The sequence below is a fragment of the Acidovorax benzenivorans genome (assembly GCF_028680575.1).
Classification (GTDB): domain Bacteria; phylum Pseudomonadota; class Gammaproteobacteria; order Burkholderiales; family Burkholderiaceae_C; genus Acidovorax; species Acidovorax benzenivorans.
The window spans coordinates 256,563-272,903 of sequence record NZ_JAPCKI010000001.1 but is presented as its reverse complement, the minus strand read 5'-3'; the positions used below and the strand labels follow the sequence as shown (position 1 = coordinate 272,903).

The window sequence follows — 16,341 nt, the reverse complement described above, 5'->3', positions numbered from 1 at the left end:
ATGGTGTGTGCGACGGCTCGGCGCGGGTTGCACGAGAATGGACCGCCATGCCTTCGCCACCACCTGTCGCCCCGCACCCCGTCTCCCCTTTGCGCAGCCTGTGGCTGGCCGTGGCCTTGTCGATGGGCGCGGCCATCTCGTTGGGCATCACACGGTTTGCGTATGCCTTGCTGCTGCCACCCATGCGTGAAGACCTGGGCTGGTCGTACACGCTGGCGGGCGGCATGAACACGGTGAACGCGCTGGGCTATCTGCTGGGGGCTCTGGCCACGCCCTTGCTGTTGCGGCGTGTGGCACCGGGGGCGGTGCTGGTGGCTGGCGCGGTGATGGCCACGGTGTTCATGGGCCTGAGCGGCTTTTTCACGCAGGCGGCGCCCCTGCTGGTGCAACGCTTGCTGGCCGGTGGGGCCAGTGCACTGGTGTTCATTGCGGGTGGCCTGCTGGCGGCGCGGCTGGGCGCCCAGGTGCCGGGGCGCAGTGGTTTGCTGCTGGGCCTGTACTACGGCGGCACGGGCTGGGGCATCAGCCTGTCGGCCTTGCTGGTGCCTGCGGTGCTGGCGGTAGCACCAGCGCCCCACAGTTGGACCTGGGCCTGGTGGGCGCTGGCGCTGGCCTGCGTGGCGGCCACGGCGGCGCTGCTGTGGCCCGCGCGGGTGTTGAACGGGTTGGCTGCGCCTGTGGCCGCCGCATCCGGGACCACACCGGCGGCTGCAGTGCCCGAACGGGTGCGCTGGCAGGCCCTTGCCCCTGCGCTGTTGGGTTATGGCCTGTTTGGGGTGGGCTACATCGGCTACATGACGTTTGTGGTGGCGCTGCTGCGCGAGCAGGGCCGTGGTGCGGGCGAGGTGACGCTGTTCTATGCCCTGCTGGGGCTGGCCGTGGTGCTGTCGTCGCGCATCTGGGCCGGGCTGTTGGACCGCAGCCGGGGCGGCGAGGCGCTGGCGCGGCTCAATGCGCTGCTGGGCGTGGCCACTATCCTGCCAGCTATCACGGGGGCCTGGCCGGTGGTGCTGGCCTCGGGGCTGCTGTTTGGCGGGGTGTTCCTGTCGGTGGTGGCCTCCACCACGGCGCTGGTGCGGCACAACCTGCCGCTGGCGCTGTGGGCCAGCGGCATCAGTGCGTTCACCATCGTGTTTGCGGCCGGGCAGATCGTGGGGCCCACGGTGGTTGGCTGGATCGCCGATGGCCCTGGCGGCTTGGCGCGCGGGCTGGTGTTCTCGGCCTGCGCGTTGTGGGTGGGGGCGCTGGTGGCGTGGCGGCAGAAGCCGCTGTAGCCTTACTTCAGCAGGCCTTCGGCCTTCATGGCCGCCTGCACCGCAGGGCGCGCACCTACACGCTCGCGGTAGGCCGCCAGATTCGCCAGGCCTGAGATGTCCAGGTTAGTGGGCTTGGTCCAGTTGGTCACGGTGAACAGGTAGCCGTCGGCCACGGTGAACGGGTCGCCCATCAGGTACTGCTTGCCGGCGAGCTGGCCATCCACCCACTGCAGGCGCTGCAGCAGCCGCTCGCGCACCAGCGGCTTGTAGTCCTCAGGCGTGGCGGGGTTGAACAGGGGGCTGAAGCCCTTGTGCAGCTCGGTGCCGATGAAGGTCAGCCACTCCTGCAGGCGGTAGCGTGCCAGGGTGCCGTTGGCGGGGGCCAGTTGCTTGTCGGGCACCTGGTCGGCAATGTATTGCACGATGGCCGGGCCTTCGCGCAGGCGCTCGCCGTTGTCCAGCTCCAGCACGGGCACGTAGCCCAGCGCATTGATGGTGTAGTAGTCGGTGCCGTCCTGCAGCTTGTGGCTCTTGGTGCTGGCCAGCACGGGGGTGTAGGCCAGGCCGGCCTCTTGCAGGGCGATGTGGGGAGACAGGGAGCAAGCGCCGGGGGAGTAGTAGAGCTTCATGGGTCGGTCCTTGAAAACGGTCGAAAACCGCCGATGCTATGCGCTGTACCGGGTTCTTGCAGGCGCCGGGGCACCACCCCGGCGTCCGCTGTGTGGTGCCGCGTGGATGTGCCGCGTTAGCTGTCGTAGCCTGGCAGGTCGCGCTGCACCTTGCGCAGCAGCGCAGGCCAGGCAAACGCACCGCCCAGGCCGCCGGTCTGCACGCGCATGGCCTGGGCCACGCCGCTCACGATCTGGGGGTTGACCTGGGTGAGTTCGCCACCGGCCTGCGCGTCGATCTGGATGCGGCAGGTGTTCTCGAAGGTGTACATGGACAGGAAGGCGTCGGCAATGGTCTTGCCCACGGTGAGAAGCCCATGGTTGCGAAGCATGAGGAAGTTGGCCTCGCCCAGGTCGGCCTGCAGGCGCGGCTTTTCTTCGTCGCGGAAGGCCACGCCCTCGTACTCGTGGTACGCCAGCGAGCCCAACACAAAGGTGCTTTGCTGGCTGATGGGCTGCACGCCGCCCTTTTGCGCGCTGACGGCCACACCGGCACGCGTGTGGGTGTGCAGCACGCAGCCTGCCTCGGGCCGTGCCTCGTGCACGGCGCTGTGGATGACGAAGCCCGCCGGGTTCACCGGGAAGGGCGAGTCATGCAGCTTGTTGCACGCCATGTCCACCTTGATCAGGCTCGACGCCGTGATCTCGTCGAACATGAGGCCGTAGGGGTTGATGAGGAAATGGTGCTCACCCGGCCCCGACACCGATTCGGGCAGCTTGGCGCTGATGTGGGTGAAGACCAAGTCGCTCCAGCCGTACAGCGCGACGAGCCGGTAGCACGCGGCCAGGTCGCAGCGCAGCTGCCATTCTTCGGGGCTGACGCTGCCCTGCAGCGAGGGGATGTTGAGCATGGTGGTGTCTCCGTTGTTGTGGGGTGGGAAGACACCACTGTAGGGTGGGGCCGCCGCCGGGTCTGTCAGGCAGGCTACACCTGGGGCCTGGTGTGGGGTGTTTGTTGCTTCTATATTGATAGCAATAAAGGCATAACCCATGGGAGAAACCGGCCATTTTTACTTAATTTTGTGATGCCACCCCCTGTGGCCGGACCCACGGGCCGACGTGTCCTTCATCGGCCCGTGCCCGCCAGCGGTCAACCGGCCTGCGGAATCGGTGCGCGCATGCCCGCGTTCAGCAGGTTCCAGGCGTTGATCACCGCAATGGCAAATCCCAGGTCGGAAATTTCCGCGTCGGAGAACAGGGCCTTCAGCTTGGTGTACTCGTCATCGCTCGCATCGCTGTGGGGCGTGGCGGTGATGATCTCGGCCCAGCGGAAGGCGGCGCGTTCGCGCTCGCTGAAGAACGGTGCCTCGCGCCAGCCGGCCACGGCATTGAGGTGGCGTGGGTCGGCGCCGTCCTTGACGAGCGCGCTCCAATGCATGTCCATGCAATAGGCGCAGCCGTTGATCTGCGAGACGCGCAAGAAGACCAGCTCGGCCAGGCGTGTGCCCAGGGGGCCTTTCTTGATGGTTTCAGAGACGTTGACCAGGCCCATGAAGGCCTTGGACGAGAGCTGGTGGTAGGGCAGGCGGGCGCTGTGTTGTGACATGGAGAACTCCTGGGTCATGGCAATGGGTTGAACACGGGTGTGAAAGACGGCGTGCGTGTGTTGCCGTCTTCCTACCCTTCAAGACGCCGCGCCCTGCCGGGTTGTGACAGGGCGCCTGTGTTTTTTCAGCCGCCCGCGCGCGGTGGCTTGGGCGAGCGGCGCCATTCAGTCATTGCGACAGCGTGGCCGGGATGCTCGCCAGCTTGTCCGGGTTGCGTACGGTGTAGATGGCCACGATGTGCTCGCCATCCGTCACAAACGCCTGGGCCGACTCGATGCGCCCGTCCACGTAGCGCAGCAGGCCCGGCTCGCCGTTGATGAGCACCATGCGGTACACCACCTGCGCACCCAGGCGGCGGAACAGCGCCCAGTACAGGTTGGTGATGCGAAACGGCCCCACCAGCGGCTTGGGGAACGAGGGCACGATGCCGCCGCCGTCGCCGATGAGCTGGGCGTCTTCGCTCAGCAGGGCCTGGATGGCGTAGCGGTCGCCGCTCTGGGCGGCGTTCATGAAGCGTTGCAGCAGCTGGTGGTGCACTGCCTGCGGCACCTCAAAGCGCGTGCGCGCCTGCTGCACGCGCTCGCTGGCGCGGTGCACCATCTGGCGGCAGCTAGCCTCCGTTTTGCCCAGCTGCGCGGCGATGTCGGGGTAGTCATAGTCAAACACCTGGCGCAGCAAAAAGGCCGCGCGCTCTTCGGGCCCCAGCCGCTCCAGCACGTACAGGAAGGCCACCGACAGCTCACCCGCCAGCTCGGCCGCCGACTCGGGCGTTTGCGTATCCAGCTCCACCAGCGGCTCGGGCAGCCACCAGCCCACATAGGCCTCGCGCTCGGCCTTGAGCGCGCGCAGCCGGTCGATGGACAGGCGCGTGACGATGGTCACCAGCCAGGCCTCGGCCGACTGTAGGGCGTTGATGTCGGTGCGGCTCCAGCGCAGCCAGGCGTCCTGCAGCACGTCCTCGGCATCGGCCCGCACGCCCAGCATGCGGTAGGCAATGCCGAAGAGGCGGGGGCGCAGGGTGGTGAAAGGGTCGGCGGCAGTGGTTGTCATGGTGGTGGAGGCGGTGGAGTGCTTTCAGTGAAGCACAGACGGCGCACGCCTGCGGTTTGTGACAGCGCTCTTGCTTGCAGACTACTATTTTGATAGCTGCTGGCGCATGTTGCACTAGCGCTAGAGGCCTATTTGTGCCTTGAAGCACCTGCAATGCTCCCGGGACTCACGCTGGGGCCAGGTGAAAGGGGGTGAAGGGTGTCGACGGGCGCCCACCGTTTTCGCCGTGGGGCCGCCGAGGCTGGAGAGCCCCGGCCGGTGCCTGGCGTGCAGCGCAGGTGCGCCCCCGCATGACAGGCTACAGGCTGGGTCCTGGCTGTGTGAGCCACTCCAGCCGCGCCAGATACTGCATGGCATGTGCGTTGCTCGTGCCGCACATCTCGGCAGACGGCATCAGCCCCCCACACACCGCTGGGCGCTCCGGCTGCCCAAAGATGCGGCAGCGCGCATCGTCCCCCAGTTGGATGCACCGCACCCCCGCAGGTTTGCCCAGCGGCATGCCCGGAATGGGCGAGCTGATCGAGGGGGCGGTGCAGCAGGCGCCGCAGCCGGGGCGGCAGTCCATGGGCAGGCCGCCTTACTTATTGACCGGCAGCGGGCTGCAGGCGGCTGGCCGCCCATAGCACCTGGTCCACCACGGCGCGCACGCGGTCGCTGTGGGTTTGCTGGAGGAGGGCGCCGTTGTCGTCAAACGCGCTGCCGGCCGAGCCCAGCGCAAACGCCTTGGGTGCCAGCCAGCATTCGGCGTTGATGAGCAGGGGGGCCAGGTGGCTTTGCGAGCGCAGGCCGCCCAGGGCGCCGGGCGAGGCACTCAGCATGCCCACGACCTTGCCGCGAAAGCTCTTGCCACCGTCCTGCCAGTCGGGGTTGCCCTTGACGGGGCTGGAGGCCCAGTCGATGGTGTTCTTGAGCAGGGCGGTGTAGCTGCCGTTGTACTCGGGCGAGCAGATGATCCAGGCCGGGTGCTGCCACAGTACCTCCTTGAGCCGGATCACGTCGGCCGGTGTGCCCTGGGCTTCGAGGTCGGCGTTGTACAGCGGGATGTTGAAGTCGGACAGCTCCAGCAGCGTGACCTGTGCGCCCGCGTCGCGCGCGATGGCGGCGGTGGCGTGGGCCAGTTTGCGGTTGAAGGACTGCTGGCGGGTGCTGCCCGCAAAGATGAGGAGTTGGGTCATGCGGGCCATTGAAGCACAAAGCCGGGGCAGGAATACTGCAAGCTGCCGCCGCCTCCTTGTGCATTGGCGGGTGTTTGTTTCACGTGGAACAGATGCCGGGGCAGGGAGGAGGCGGTTGCGCTGCGGGCAGGGCTTTGCACAAAAAGCATGCAAAGGTGGGAAAATCGTGGGTTTTCCCTTGCACCCCTGCCACTTCGCTTGACCGGTGGTGGTGCAGCCCGCTCCCGTGCGGCTGGCCATCCTCTGGCCATCGCAGGGTGGCGGACGGTTTTGAATGTCGGGCCCGCGCGGCCCCGGAGCACCCCATGTTGTACCCCCAGGAATTTGATGTGATCGTTGTCGGCGGTGGCCATGCAGGCACCGAGGCCGCGCTGGCCGCTGCGCGCATGGGCAGCAAAACGCTGCTGCTGACCCACAACATCGAGACGCTGGGGCAGATGAGCTGCAACCCCAGCATCGGCGGCATTGGCAAGGGCCACCTGGTGAAAGAGGTGGATGCACTGGGTGGTGCCATGGCGCTGGCCACGGACGAGGGCGGTATCCAGTTCCGCATTCTCAACAGCTCCAAAGGCCCTGCGGTGCGCGCTACGCGGGCGCAGGCCGACCGCATTTTGTACAAGGCCGCCATCCGCCGCATGCTGGAGAACCAGCCCAACCTGTGGCTGTTCCAGCAGGCGGTGGACGACCTGATGGTGGAGGGGGACCGTGTGGTGGGCGCCGTCACGCAGGTTGGCATCCGCTTTCGCAGCCGTACGGTGGTGCTGACGGCCGGGACCTTCCTGGATGGCAAGATCCATGTGGGGCTGAACAACTACGCCGCAGGCCGGGCAGGGGACCCGCCCGCCGTGTCGTTATCGGCGCGCCTGAAGGAGCTGAAGCTGCCCCAGGGACGCCTGAAAACCGGCACGCCACCCCGGCTGGACGGGCGGAGTATCGACTTCTCCAAGTGCACCGAGCAGCCCGGCGACGGCATGCCCGGTGGTGTGAACGAGGGCACGGTGCCGGTGTTCAGCTTCATGGCGCATGCGTACGGAGGGGCGGCCATGCACCCGAAACAAATGCCCTGCTGGATCACCCACACCAACGAGCGCACGCACGAGATCATCCGCAGCGGATTTGACCGCAGCCCCATGTTCACCGGCAAGATCGAAGGCGTGGGGCCGCGCTACTGCCCGAGTGTGGAAGACAAGATCAACCGCTTTGCGGACAAGGACAGCCACCAGATCTTTCTGGAACCCGAAGGGCTGACCACGCACGAGTTCTACCCCAATGGCATCAGCACCAGCCTGCCGTTCGACATCCAGTACGACCTGGTGCGCAGCATGCCTGGGCTGGAGAACGCGCACATCCTGCGCCCCGGCTACGCCATTGAATACGACTACTTTGACCCCCGCTCGCTCAAGAGCAGCTTTGAGACGCGGCAGATCCAGGGCCTGTTCTTTGCTGGGCAGATCAACGGAACCACGGGCTATGAAGAGGCAGCGGCCCAGGGCCTGTTCGCGGGTATCAACGCTGCGCTGCAATGCCGTGGCGAAGCCGCGTGGCTGCCGGGCCGCGACGAGGCCTACCTGGGCGTGCTGGTGGACGACCTGATCACCAAGGGCGTGACCGAGCCCTACCGCATGTTCACCAGCCGGGCGGAGTTCCGCCTGCAGCTGCGCGAGGACAATGCCGACATGCGCCTGACCGAAGCAGGGCGCCGCATGGGGTTGGTGGACGATGCGCGCTGGGACGCCTTCAGCCGCAAACGCGATGCGGTTTCACGTGAAACAGAACGCCTGAAAGCTACCTGGGTGAATCCGCGCAGCCTGCCTGCGGCGGAGTCCGAGCGGGTGTTGGGCAAGAGCATCGAGCACGAATACAACCTGTTCGAGTTGCTGCGCCGCCCGGATGTGAGCTACGCCAACCTGATGTCCATGGATGACGGTAAATACGCGTCCAATGATGTTTCACGTGAAACGCTGGGGCCCTTGAGCGAGCCTGTGGTGGAGCAGGTGGAGATTGCGGCCAAGTATTCGGGCTACATCGACCGTCAGAAGGACGAGGTGGAACGCGCCGCACATTTTGAAAAACTGCGCTTGCCACCCGACCTGGACTACATGCAGGTCACGGCCTTGAGCATCGAGGCACGCCAGGTGCTCAGCCGCCACCGGCCCGAAACTCTGGGCCATGCCTCGCGCATCACGGGCATCACACCCGCATCGATCTCGCTGCTGATGGTGCATTTGAAAAAGGGTGGGTTCAGGGAGTTTGCCGTGGCACCGGTTTTGCCTGCCAAGGCAGAAGGCGAAGTGGCAGCGTGATGGCGGCAGTGAACAACGATACCTTGCGCCAACAGCTGCAGGCTGGTGCGGACGCCCTGGCCTTGGGCTTGAGCGACGCACAGATCACCCAATTGATGGACTTTCTGGCGCTGCTGCAAAAGTGGAACAAGGTCTACAACCTGACCGCCGTGCGCGACCCGCAGGAGATGATGTCGCACCACTTGCTGGACAGTCTGGCCGCCGTGGCGCCGCTGCGTCGGCACGTGGCGGGCTTGCTGCAGGAGCGTGGAGTGGCAGCGGTGAAGCTGCTCGATGTCGGATCGGGCGGCGGCTTGCCCGGCGTGGTGTTCGCCATCTGCTGCCCGGAGGTGGATGTGAGCTGTGTGGATACGGTGGGCAAGAAGGCGGCCTTCATCCAGCAGGCGGCGGTGGCGCTGAAGCTGCGCAACCTGCATGGCGTGCATGCGCGGGTCGAGACGTTGGCTACCCCGTTCGACATCATCAGCTGCCGTGCGTTTGCCTCGCTGCCAGACTTTGTGACCTGGTCGCGCGCTGCGCTGGTGGTCCCGCACGGGGTCTGGTTGGCGATGAAGGGCAAACACCCCGAGGAAGAAATCGCGGCCTTGCCTGCCGATGTCTCGGTGTTTCACGTGGAACAGCTTGCCGTGCCCAGCCTCGACGCCGAGCGCTGCATCATTTGGATGAAGCCCGCCTGACCCCTGGGCACCGACTTTTCAGCGGGCGGGGCGGGGGGCTCGCGTAAACTCGGCTCCTCACTTCGGGTGCGTCCCTCATTGCACCCATCCAGCACACCGGGAGAGTTCATGTTCGGCATCGCAGACTACGGCGCCTTTGTTGCCGCCATCGTGTTGTTCCTGCTCATTCCAGGCCCCGGCAATCTGGCACTCATCACATCCACCAGCAAGGGCGGCATTCGCGGCGGCATGGCGGCCACCATGGGCGTGATTGCGGGTGACCAGGTGTTGATGTGGGCAGCAGTGGCCGGTGTGGCGGCGTTGCTGGCTACCTACCCCACGGCCTTCCATGCGGTGCAGTGGCTGGGCGCGGCCTACCTGGCGTGGCTGGGCTTCAAGATGCTCACTGCCAAGCCAGGGGCACAACCCATCCTCAACATCCAGCCGCGCCACTACTTCAAGCAGGCGGGGCTCATCACCTTGCTCAACCCCAAGGCCATCGTGTTCTACATGGCGTTCTTTCCGCTGTTTGTCGATCCTGCGCGCCACCAGGGCCTGTTGACCTTTGGTGTGATGGCGGCCACCGTGGCGGCATTGACGTTTCTCTATGGCCTGACCGCCGTGCTGCTCACGCACCACCTGGCCGAGCGCATGCGCGCCAACCCGCGCATCGGCCGCGTGCTGGAAAAGACCGCAGGCGTCTTCCTGATCGGCTTTGGCATCAAGCTCGCCATCTCTAAATAAAACTACACGAACTGCAGCACCCACATGGCCAAGATCTTTTGCGTTGCCAACCAGAAGGGTGGCGTTGGCAAGACCACCACCACCGTCAACCTCGCCGCCGGGCTGGCCAAGATCGGTCAGCGCGTGCTGATGGTGGACCTGGACCCGCAGGGCAATGCCACCATGGGCTCGGGTGTGGACAAGCGCAGCCTCGACCTCACGGTGTACGACGTGCTGCTCGAGTCCGCCTCGGTCAAAGAGGCTGCCGTGTTGTCTGAAAAGTGTGGCTACTGGGTGTTGGGCGCCAACCGCGAACTGGCGGGCGCCGAGGTGGAGCTGGTGGCGCTGGAGCACCGCGAAAAGCGCCTGAAGGCCGCGCTGGCCGAGGCCGATGGCGACTACGACTTCGTGCTCATCGACTGCCCGCCGTCGCTGTCCATGCTCACGCTCAACGGCCTGTGCAGCGCGCACGGGGTGATCGTTCCCATGCAGTGCGAATACTTCGCGCTCGAAGGCCTGACCGACTTGGTCAACACCATCAAGCAGGTGCATGCCAACCTCAATACCGACCTGCAGATCATCGGTCTGCTGCGTGTGATGTTCGACCCGCGCATCACCCTGCAGCAGCAGGTGAGCGACCAGCTCAAGGGCCACTTCGGCGACAAGGTGTTCAACAGCGTGATCCCGCGCAACGTGCGCTTGGCCGAGGCGCCCAGCTACGGGTTGCCCGGTGTGGTGTTCGACCCGGCCGCCAAGGGCAGCCAGGCGTTTGTGGAGTTTGCGCAGGAGATGGTCGAGCGCGTGCAAACCATGCCTGCGGCAGCATCTTCCATGGCCAAAATGACCCCTGGCGCTTGATATATAAGCGCTGATAGCTATTAAATTGATAGTGATGAATGCTTCCAACACCCTGCTGCTACCCGGCTGGCAGAACTCCGGCCCCGGCCACTGGCAAAGCCTGTGGGAGGCCCGCCACGGCTACCACCGCGTGGAGCAGCACGACTGGATGCGCCCGCTGCGCGGCGACTGGTCCGCGCGGCTGGAGGAAACCGTGGTCGATGCCGACGGCCCCGTGGTGCTGGTGGCCCACAGCCTGGGCTGTGTCCTCACCGCCTGGTGGGCCGCGCACTCGGCCAACGCGCACCGCGTGGTGGGGGCGCTGCTGGTAGCGCCGGGCGATGTGGAGCGCCCCGACCTGGCCGCGCAGATCCACGGCTGGGCACCCATTGCGCGCCAGCTGCTGCCGTTCCCTGCCGTGCTGGTGGGCAGCCGCAACGATCCGTATTGCAGCCTGGAGCGCGCCGAAGGTCTGGCGCAGGCCTGGGGTGCGCGTTTTGTCGACTACGGCGAGCGCGGCCACATCAATGCCGAGTCGGGCCTGGGCGATTGGGACGAGGGGCATGGCTGGTTGATGCGGCTGGCACCACCGGCGTGAACCGCTAGGCCATTGCCGCCCACTCCCTTTCTCTTGAGTGATCCGACCCATGTCAAAAATCAAGCTGTCCAGCATCGCCGACCAACTGCCCCGCGCCTGGAACTCCACGGTGGTGGGTCAGGCGGCGGGCGCCAACGTCAAGGTGCTGCGCATGGACGACGCCGCCTACCCCGACGAATCGCACGACTTTGACGAAGCGCTGCTGGTGCTGGACGGCTGCATGCGCCTGGACCTGCAAGGACAAGTCACCGAGGTGCAGGCGGGCGAGGCGTTCATCGTGCCCGCAGGTGTCCCCCACGCCGTAGCGCCTGGCAGCCATGGCACGCTGGTCATCATCGACCGCTGATTCTTCCCATTCCTTTTTCCCTTTCGCGAGACGCATTTCATGGTCACCAAAAAACCCAAGGGCCTCGGCCGAGGCCTCGAAGCCCTGCTGGGCCCCAAGGTCGAAGAAAAAGTGGAGCAGGCCCAGGCGGCCGAAGCCGGGCTGCCCAGCAGCCTGCCGCTGTCCGAACTGGTGCCCGGCGTGTACCAGCCCCGCACGCGCATGGACGAAGGCGCGCTGTACGAGCTGGCCGAAAGCATCAAGGCCCAGGGCATCATGCAGCCCATCCTGGTGCGGCGCCTCACGGGCGGTGAGCACGCGGGCAAGTACGAAATCATCGCGGGCGAGCGGCGCTTTCGGGCCTCGCGCCTGGCGGGCCTGGCCGAGGTGCCGGTGCTGGTGCGCGACGTGCCCGACGAGTCGGCGGCCGCCATGGCGCTCATCGAAAACATCCAGCGCGAAGACCTCAACCCGCTGGAAGAAGCCCATGGCCTGCAGCGCCTGGTCAAGGAGTTTGGCCTGACGCACGAGCTGGCCGCGCAGGCCGTGGGCCGCTCGCGCAGCGCCGCCAGCAACCTGCTGCGCCTGTTGAACCTGGCCGAGCCGGTGCAGACCATGCTGATGGCGGGCGACATCGACATGGGCCACGCACGCGCGCTGCTGTCGCTGGACCGCGCCGCGCAGATCACGGCGGGCAACCAGATCGCGGCCAAGAAGCTGTCGGTGCGCGAGGCCGAGGCGCTGGTCAAGAAGATCGGCGCTGAGTTCAGCCTGGTGCCACAAAAGCCCCAGAAGGAAAAGTCGCGCGACTTGAAGCGCGTGGAAGAAGAACTGTCGGACCTGCTCATGGCCGAGGTCGAGGTGCGCGTCAAAAAACGCGTCAAACGCCATGGCCGGGTGGAGGACATGGGCGAGCTGGCGATTCAGTTTGGTTCGCTGGAGGCGCTCAACGGCTTGATCGATCGCCTACGGGGCTGACCGGTCGTTGGTCCGGGGTGCGGTTCTGTCGCCGCGCAAGACTGCGTGAAATAGCGCACACAAACGGTTTCCACAAGTAACTTGCGCGGGCAAAATGCGTCGTTGCGGGGCCTACACTGCGCTGCGTTCAACACACCCGGGTTGACCGCAAGGCCTTTTCACAGGGCGGCGACGATGCCGCTTTGTGGCCCACGATGGTTTGCCGGGTGATCCATGTATCTCCTGGAGCAGACCCTCATGACCTCTTTGCGCTTCGTCCTGACCCCCGCCTGCCTGGCCGTTGGCCTGAGCATCGCCAGCCTGGGCGCCCAGGCCCAAACCACCAAAGCCCCAAAAGTCCAGCTGTGGATGGATGTTTCCACCGGCACCATGGCGGGTATGCCCGAGATGGACAGCCTGCCCGGTGGCGGCGGCATGCTCGGCGGTCTCATGGGCGGCGGCGCGCAGGGCAGGGCGGGCAGTGGCAATACGTCGTACGGCAACGCCCGTGCCATGTCCATCATGCCTCCGCGTGTCATCGACATCGCCTTGCACAACAGCCTGCGCCCTGGCGTCGAAGCCAGCCAGGCCATACCGCCTGGCATGCGCATGGGTGAATCCCTTCCGCTGATCCCGCCCCGTGCCCAGCCCACCCAGACTGAGCCGGGCGAGGTGCCCCAGGAATACCAGCAGCACCAGCCCAAGGGCCGCATCCTGCTGTACTGGGGTTGTGGCGCCTCGGTGCGTGCGGGCCAGCCCCGCGTGATCGACCTGGCGCGCGCCAAGTCCACGGACTATGCCCAGGCCTTTGCAGGCCGCGCCGTGCCCGACCGGGGGCCGCGCGTGGGCCCGGCCTACGCGCTGTACCCCAACGAACGCAACCAGGTGAGCCTGTCGCGTGACGCCTCGCTGGTGGGCGAACACCAGGTGCGCGGCGACGGCGTGCCCGCGTCCATGAAGTTCACGCTGGGTGCGGCACAAGACCTCATGCCTGCCATCGACCTGCGCACCACCGGCAAGCCGCAGGACAGCATGGGCACCAGCTGGCAGCCCGTGCGCAATGCGCGCGCCTACTACCTGCATGCCATGTCGCAAAGCGGGGACGACCTCATCATGTGGTCCAGCGCCGAGACGCCCGACACGGGCATGGGCCTGTTCGACTACCTGTCGCCCGCCACCATCGACCGCTGGCTCAAGGAGCGTGTGCTGCTGCAGCCCGAGACCACGCAGTGCGCCATTCCACAGGGCATCTTTGCGGGCGGTGGGCGCGATGCCACGCCCATGTTGCGCATGATGGCCTACGGCGGCGAAAGCCACATCGTGTACCCGCCCCGTCCAGCTGACCCCAAGGCCGCGTGGGAGCCCGAATGGGCCGTGCGCGTGCGCGTCAAGTCGCACACCATGGCCATGTTGGGCGAGGAGATGCAAGGGCGCCGTGGCAGCATGGGCGCGGCACCCGGCGCACCATCGGGCGGCACAGGCGCTTATTCCAGCGGCATGGGCGGTGCGCCCGCAGGCCAGCCGCCTGCTGGCGACGGTGGCACGGACGCAGGCAACGTAGTCAACCCCGTCAATCTGCTGCGCGGCATTTTGGGCCGTTGAGAACCCCCCATGCTGGCCCTGCGTATGCCCTGGCCCCTGCCCGCGCTGGTTGCGTGGGCGTGCGCGTGGCTGATCTTCGTGGCGCTGCAGCGCGCGGTCTCGCCTGTGGCCGCCTTGCTGGTCGCCTGCCTGCTGGGTACGGCGGCCAGTGTGCTGGGCGACAGCTGGTGGCGGCGCGGGCTGATTGCGGCGGGCTTTCCGCTGTCGCTGGCACTGCTCGGTGCGGCCAGCTTGCCCACCTGGGCGTGGCTGGTGCCCTTGGTATTGCTGTTGCTGGTCTATCCGCTCAATGCGTGGCGCGATGCGCCGCTGTTTCCCACACCGCGCCATGCGCTGCAGGCCCTGGCGGTGCAGGCGCCTTTGCCCCTGGGCGCACGGGTGCTGGACGCCGGGTGTGGCCTGGGCGATGGCCTCAAGGCCCTGCGCCTTGCCTACCCCGCAGCCCAGCTCAACGGGCTGGAATGGAGCTGGCCGCTGCGCCTGCTGTGCGCCTCGCGCTGCCCCTGGGCCCAGGTGCGGCGCGCCGATATGTGGAAGGCCGACTGGAGCGCCTACCAGATGGTGTACCTGTTCCAGCGGCCCGAGAGCATGGCCCGCGCGGCCGCCAAGGCCCAGGCCGAACTGGCCCCCGGCGCCTGGCTGGTGAGCCTGGAGTTTGCGGTGCCCGGCTGGCTGCCCAGCGCCCAGCTACGACCCCCCGGTGGGAGGGTTGTGTGGCTGTACCGCATGCCGCAGCAGCAGGAGAAATGACATGCACACCATGCATTCAGTGCGCGGGTCCATGTATCCGTCCGTGTCGCGGGCCCCACACGGTTACAGAAAAGATACAAGCTTTTGCTACATTGCGCGGCTGGCTACAACCCCATACACAACAACCAAGAAACTCACAGCCAGAGGGGGCCGCACACAGCACGTATGCGCACCGGGAGGGGGCGCACGGGCTGCCAGCACCCGCCTTGACCGGATTTCCACCACGCACGCCGTATCTGTAGCGCGCCACCCTCAGGGTGGCCGCTGCGCGGCTGCGCGCGGGGAGCGCGGGGTGTTTCTGGTGAGCAATTGACCGATCTGCAAGGAGCATCCATGACCGCCCACCCAACCCGTTTCCGTCCGCGCCTGCTGTGGGCCCTGGCGCTGAGCGCAGCCCTCACCGGCTGCGCCACCATGCAGAGCCACGACAAGCTGGCCACCGACATGCAAACTGCTGGGCGCAGTGGCGGCATCCCTGCCGCGCTGGCCAGCCTGGAGAGCACGGCCAAGACCGAAGAAGAAAAAACGGCGCTGCTCTACAACATGGAACGCGGCGAATTGCTGCGCATGGACCGCCGCTACCCCGACAGCACCAATGCCTTCCTGTTGGCCGACAACAAGGTCAAGGAATGGGAGGAAACCGCCAAGACCAACCCTTCCAAGCTTATGGGCACCGTGGGTGCTGCGCTCATCAGCGAACGCCTCAAGACCTATGAAGGCCAGGACTATGAAAAGGTGTGGCTGACCACGCGCCTGGCGCTCAACCGCATGGCTGTGGGTGATTTTGAAAACGCCCGCGTGGACATCAAGCGCACGCATGAGCGCGAAGCCATCATTGCCGAGTTCCGCGCCAAGGAAACCCTGGCGGCTGAAGAAGAAGCCAAGTCCAAGGGCGCCACGTCCGGCGGCAAGGAACTCAACGGCTACCCCGTCGAGACGCTCAACGACCCCGAGGTGCTGGCCCTCAAGAACGGCTACTCCAACGCCCTGAGCCACTACCTGGCCGGCTTTCTGTACGAAATGCTCAATGAGCCTGGCCTGGCTGCACCCGGCTACCGCAAGGCCATCGAGCTCAAGCCTGATACCCCGGTGCTGGAAGAAGGCCTGCGCGGCCTGGACAACCGCACCGGCTTCACCTGGAAGCGCCGCCAGCGCATGACCGACGTGCTCTTTATCGTCGAAGCGGGTGACGCCCCCGCACGCAAGCCCAAGGCTTTCACCATCCCTGTGCCCACCGGCCGTGGTCTGGTCACCGCCAGCATCTCCTACCCGGTGATCGATCCCTCCAAGGACGCCCCCCTGACGGTGGTCTCGGCGGCTGGCACCGACCTCAAGTTGGAAAACGTGGTGGATGTGAACGTGATGGCCCGCCGTGCGCTCAAGGACGAAATGCCCGGCATGGTGCTGCGTGGCTTCACCCGCGCCGTGGCCAAGGGCGTGCTGCAAAACGAGCTGCAAAAGCGTGGCGGCCTGATTGGCGGCCTGATTGGTGCTGCCGCCTCGGTGGCCACCGAGCAGGCGGACGACCGCTTGTGGCGCATGCTGCCGGGCCGCGTGTATGTGGCCCGTGGCTACCTGCCCCCTGGCGAGCACACCGTCACCATCAATGGCCGCCAGTTGCCCCAGCCGATCAAGATCGACGGCCAGTACGCCCTGGTGCCTCTGCGCATGTATGACAACAGCGTGCTGATCGGCGATGTGGCCATGCTGGGCCAGCTGCCCACCGTGGCGGCGGCACCGCAGCCCGCCGCAGAGCCTGCCACCACCGTGCGCACGACGACGACGACCACCACCACCCGCACGCGCTCGGTGCCCAAGTCGGCGGTCAAGTCCACCTCGGCCACGCCTGCCGCCAAGAACTGAAACCGAACATGTCCCATTTTCAAGGAGCCTC

17 protein-coding genes are annotated in these 16,341 nt (G+C 66.3%); 11 read left to right on the top strand and 6 right to left on the bottom strand.

The genetic code is table 11. The features are described 5' to 3' along the window. Nucleotides 1-47 precede the first annotated feature (47 nt). Nucleotides 48-1,274 carry a YbfB/YjiJ family MFS transporter gene (locus OIN59_RS01300; RefSeq protein ID WP_274106326.1) on the top strand — a complete coding sequence of 409 codons (1,227 nt, stop codon included), beginning with the start codon at nt 48-50 and terminating at the stop codon, nt 1,272-1,274. 2 nt (nt 1,275-1,276) lie between these two features. On the opposite strand, the gene gstA is transcribed toward OIN59_RS01300, so the two are convergent. From gstA to OIN59_RS01270, 6 genes are all read right to left on the bottom strand, one after another. Next, nucleotides 1,277-1,885, bottom strand: coding sequence for a glutathione transferase GstA (gene gstA / locus OIN59_RS01295; protein ID WP_274106324.1), 609 nt, complete (start codon nt 1,883-1,885; stop codon nt 1,277-1,279). A gap of 116 nt (nt 1,886-2,001) precedes the next feature. Next, on the bottom strand, nt 2,002-2,775 hold the full coding sequence (locus OIN59_RS01290; RefSeq protein ID WP_274106322.1) for a class II aldolase/adducin family protein: 774 nt from the start codon (nt 2,773-2,775) through the stop codon (nt 2,002-2,004). 239 nt (nt 2,776-3,014) lie between these two features. Then, nucleotides 3,015-3,470: a carboxymuconolactone decarboxylase family protein gene (locus tag OIN59_RS01285; RefSeq protein WP_274106320.1), complete on the bottom strand. Its 456-nt coding sequence runs from the start codon at nt 3,468-3,470 to the stop codon at nt 3,015-3,017. A 169-nt stretch (nt 3,471-3,639) separates the two neighbouring features. Next, nucleotides 3,640-4,521: an RNA polymerase sigma-70 factor gene (locus tag OIN59_RS01280; RefSeq protein ID WP_274106318.1), complete on the bottom strand. Its 882-nt coding sequence runs from the start codon at nt 4,519-4,521 to the stop codon at nt 3,640-3,642. Nucleotides 4,522-4,819: 298 nt separating this feature from the next. Next, nucleotides 4,820-5,086 (bottom strand): YkgJ family cysteine cluster protein, encoded by a 267-nt coding sequence (locus tag OIN59_RS01275; RefSeq protein ID WP_274106316.1) that lies wholly within the window; start codon nt 5,084-5,086, stop codon nt 4,820-4,822. A gap of 16 nt (nt 5,087-5,102) precedes the next feature. Then, nucleotides 5,103-5,696 (bottom strand): NADPH-dependent FMN reductase, encoded by a 594-nt coding sequence (locus OIN59_RS01270; protein WP_274106314.1) that lies wholly within the window; start codon nt 5,694-5,696, stop codon nt 5,103-5,105. Between the two features lie 305 nt (nt 5,697-6,001). Between OIN59_RS01270 and mnmG the strand changes: the two genes are divergently transcribed. The 10 genes from mnmG (at nt 6,002) to OIN59_RS01220 (ending at nt 16,310) form a co-directional block, all read left to right on the top strand. Continuing rightward, nucleotides 6,002-7,999 carry a tRNA uridine-5-carboxymethylaminomethyl(34) synthesis enzyme MnmG gene (gene mnmG / locus OIN59_RS01265; protein WP_274106312.1) on the top strand — a complete coding sequence of 666 codons (1,998 nt, stop codon included), beginning with the start codon at nt 6,002-6,004 and terminating at the stop codon, nt 7,997-7,999. Further along, entirely contained in the window at nt 7,999-8,676 is a 678-nt protein-coding gene (gene rsmG, locus OIN59_RS01260) for a 16S rRNA (guanine(527)-N(7))-methyltransferase RsmG (protein WP_274106310.1), read from the top strand. The genes mnmG and rsmG overlap by 1 nt, the downstream gene beginning before the upstream one ends. Nucleotides 8,677-8,784: 108 nt before the next feature. Beyond that, the gene (locus tag OIN59_RS01255; RefSeq protein WP_274106308.1) at nt 8,785-9,399 is read left to right on the top strand and encodes a LysE family transporter; all 615 of its coding nucleotides are present in this window, start codon (nt 8,785-8,787) and stop codon (nt 9,397-9,399) included. A 24-nt stretch (nt 9,400-9,423) separates the two neighbouring features. Next, nucleotides 9,424-10,236: a ParA family protein gene (locus OIN59_RS01250; RefSeq protein ID WP_274106306.1), complete on the top strand. Its 813-nt coding sequence runs from the start codon at nt 9,424-9,426 to the stop codon at nt 10,234-10,236. 34 nt (nt 10,237-10,270) lie between these two features. Beyond that, a complete protein-coding gene (locus OIN59_RS01245) occupies nt 10,271-10,813 on the top strand; it encodes an RBBP9/YdeN family alpha/beta hydrolase (RefSeq protein WP_274106304.1) in 543 nt (180 codons plus the stop codon). Nucleotides 10,814-10,862: 49 nt separating this feature from the next. Beyond that, nucleotides 10,863-11,159: a cupin domain-containing protein gene (locus tag OIN59_RS01240; RefSeq protein ID WP_274106302.1), complete on the top strand. Its 297-nt coding sequence runs from the start codon at nt 10,863-10,865 to the stop codon at nt 11,157-11,159. A gap of 39 nt (nt 11,160-11,198) precedes the next feature. Beyond that, nucleotides 11,199-12,116 carry a ParB/RepB/Spo0J family partition protein gene (locus OIN59_RS01235; RefSeq protein WP_274106300.1) on the top strand — a complete coding sequence of 306 codons (918 nt, stop codon included), beginning with the start codon at nt 11,199-11,201 and terminating at the stop codon, nt 12,114-12,116. A 237-nt stretch (nt 12,117-12,353) separates the two neighbouring features. Continuing rightward, on the top strand, nt 12,354-13,697 hold the full coding sequence (locus OIN59_RS01230; RefSeq protein WP_274106298.1) for a hypothetical protein: 1,344 nt from the start codon (nt 12,354-12,356) through the stop codon (nt 13,695-13,697). 9 nt (nt 13,698-13,706) lie between these two features. After that, nucleotides 13,707-14,447 carry a methyltransferase domain-containing protein gene (locus OIN59_RS01225; RefSeq protein WP_274106296.1) on the top strand — a complete coding sequence of 247 codons (741 nt, stop codon included), beginning with the start codon at nt 13,707-13,709 and terminating at the stop codon, nt 14,445-14,447. 333 nt (nt 14,448-14,780) lie between these two features. Next, entirely contained in the window at nt 14,781-16,310 is a 1,530-nt protein-coding gene (locus OIN59_RS01220) for a COG3014 family protein (protein WP_274106294.1), read from the top strand. Nucleotides 16,311-16,341 lie beyond the last annotated feature (31 nt).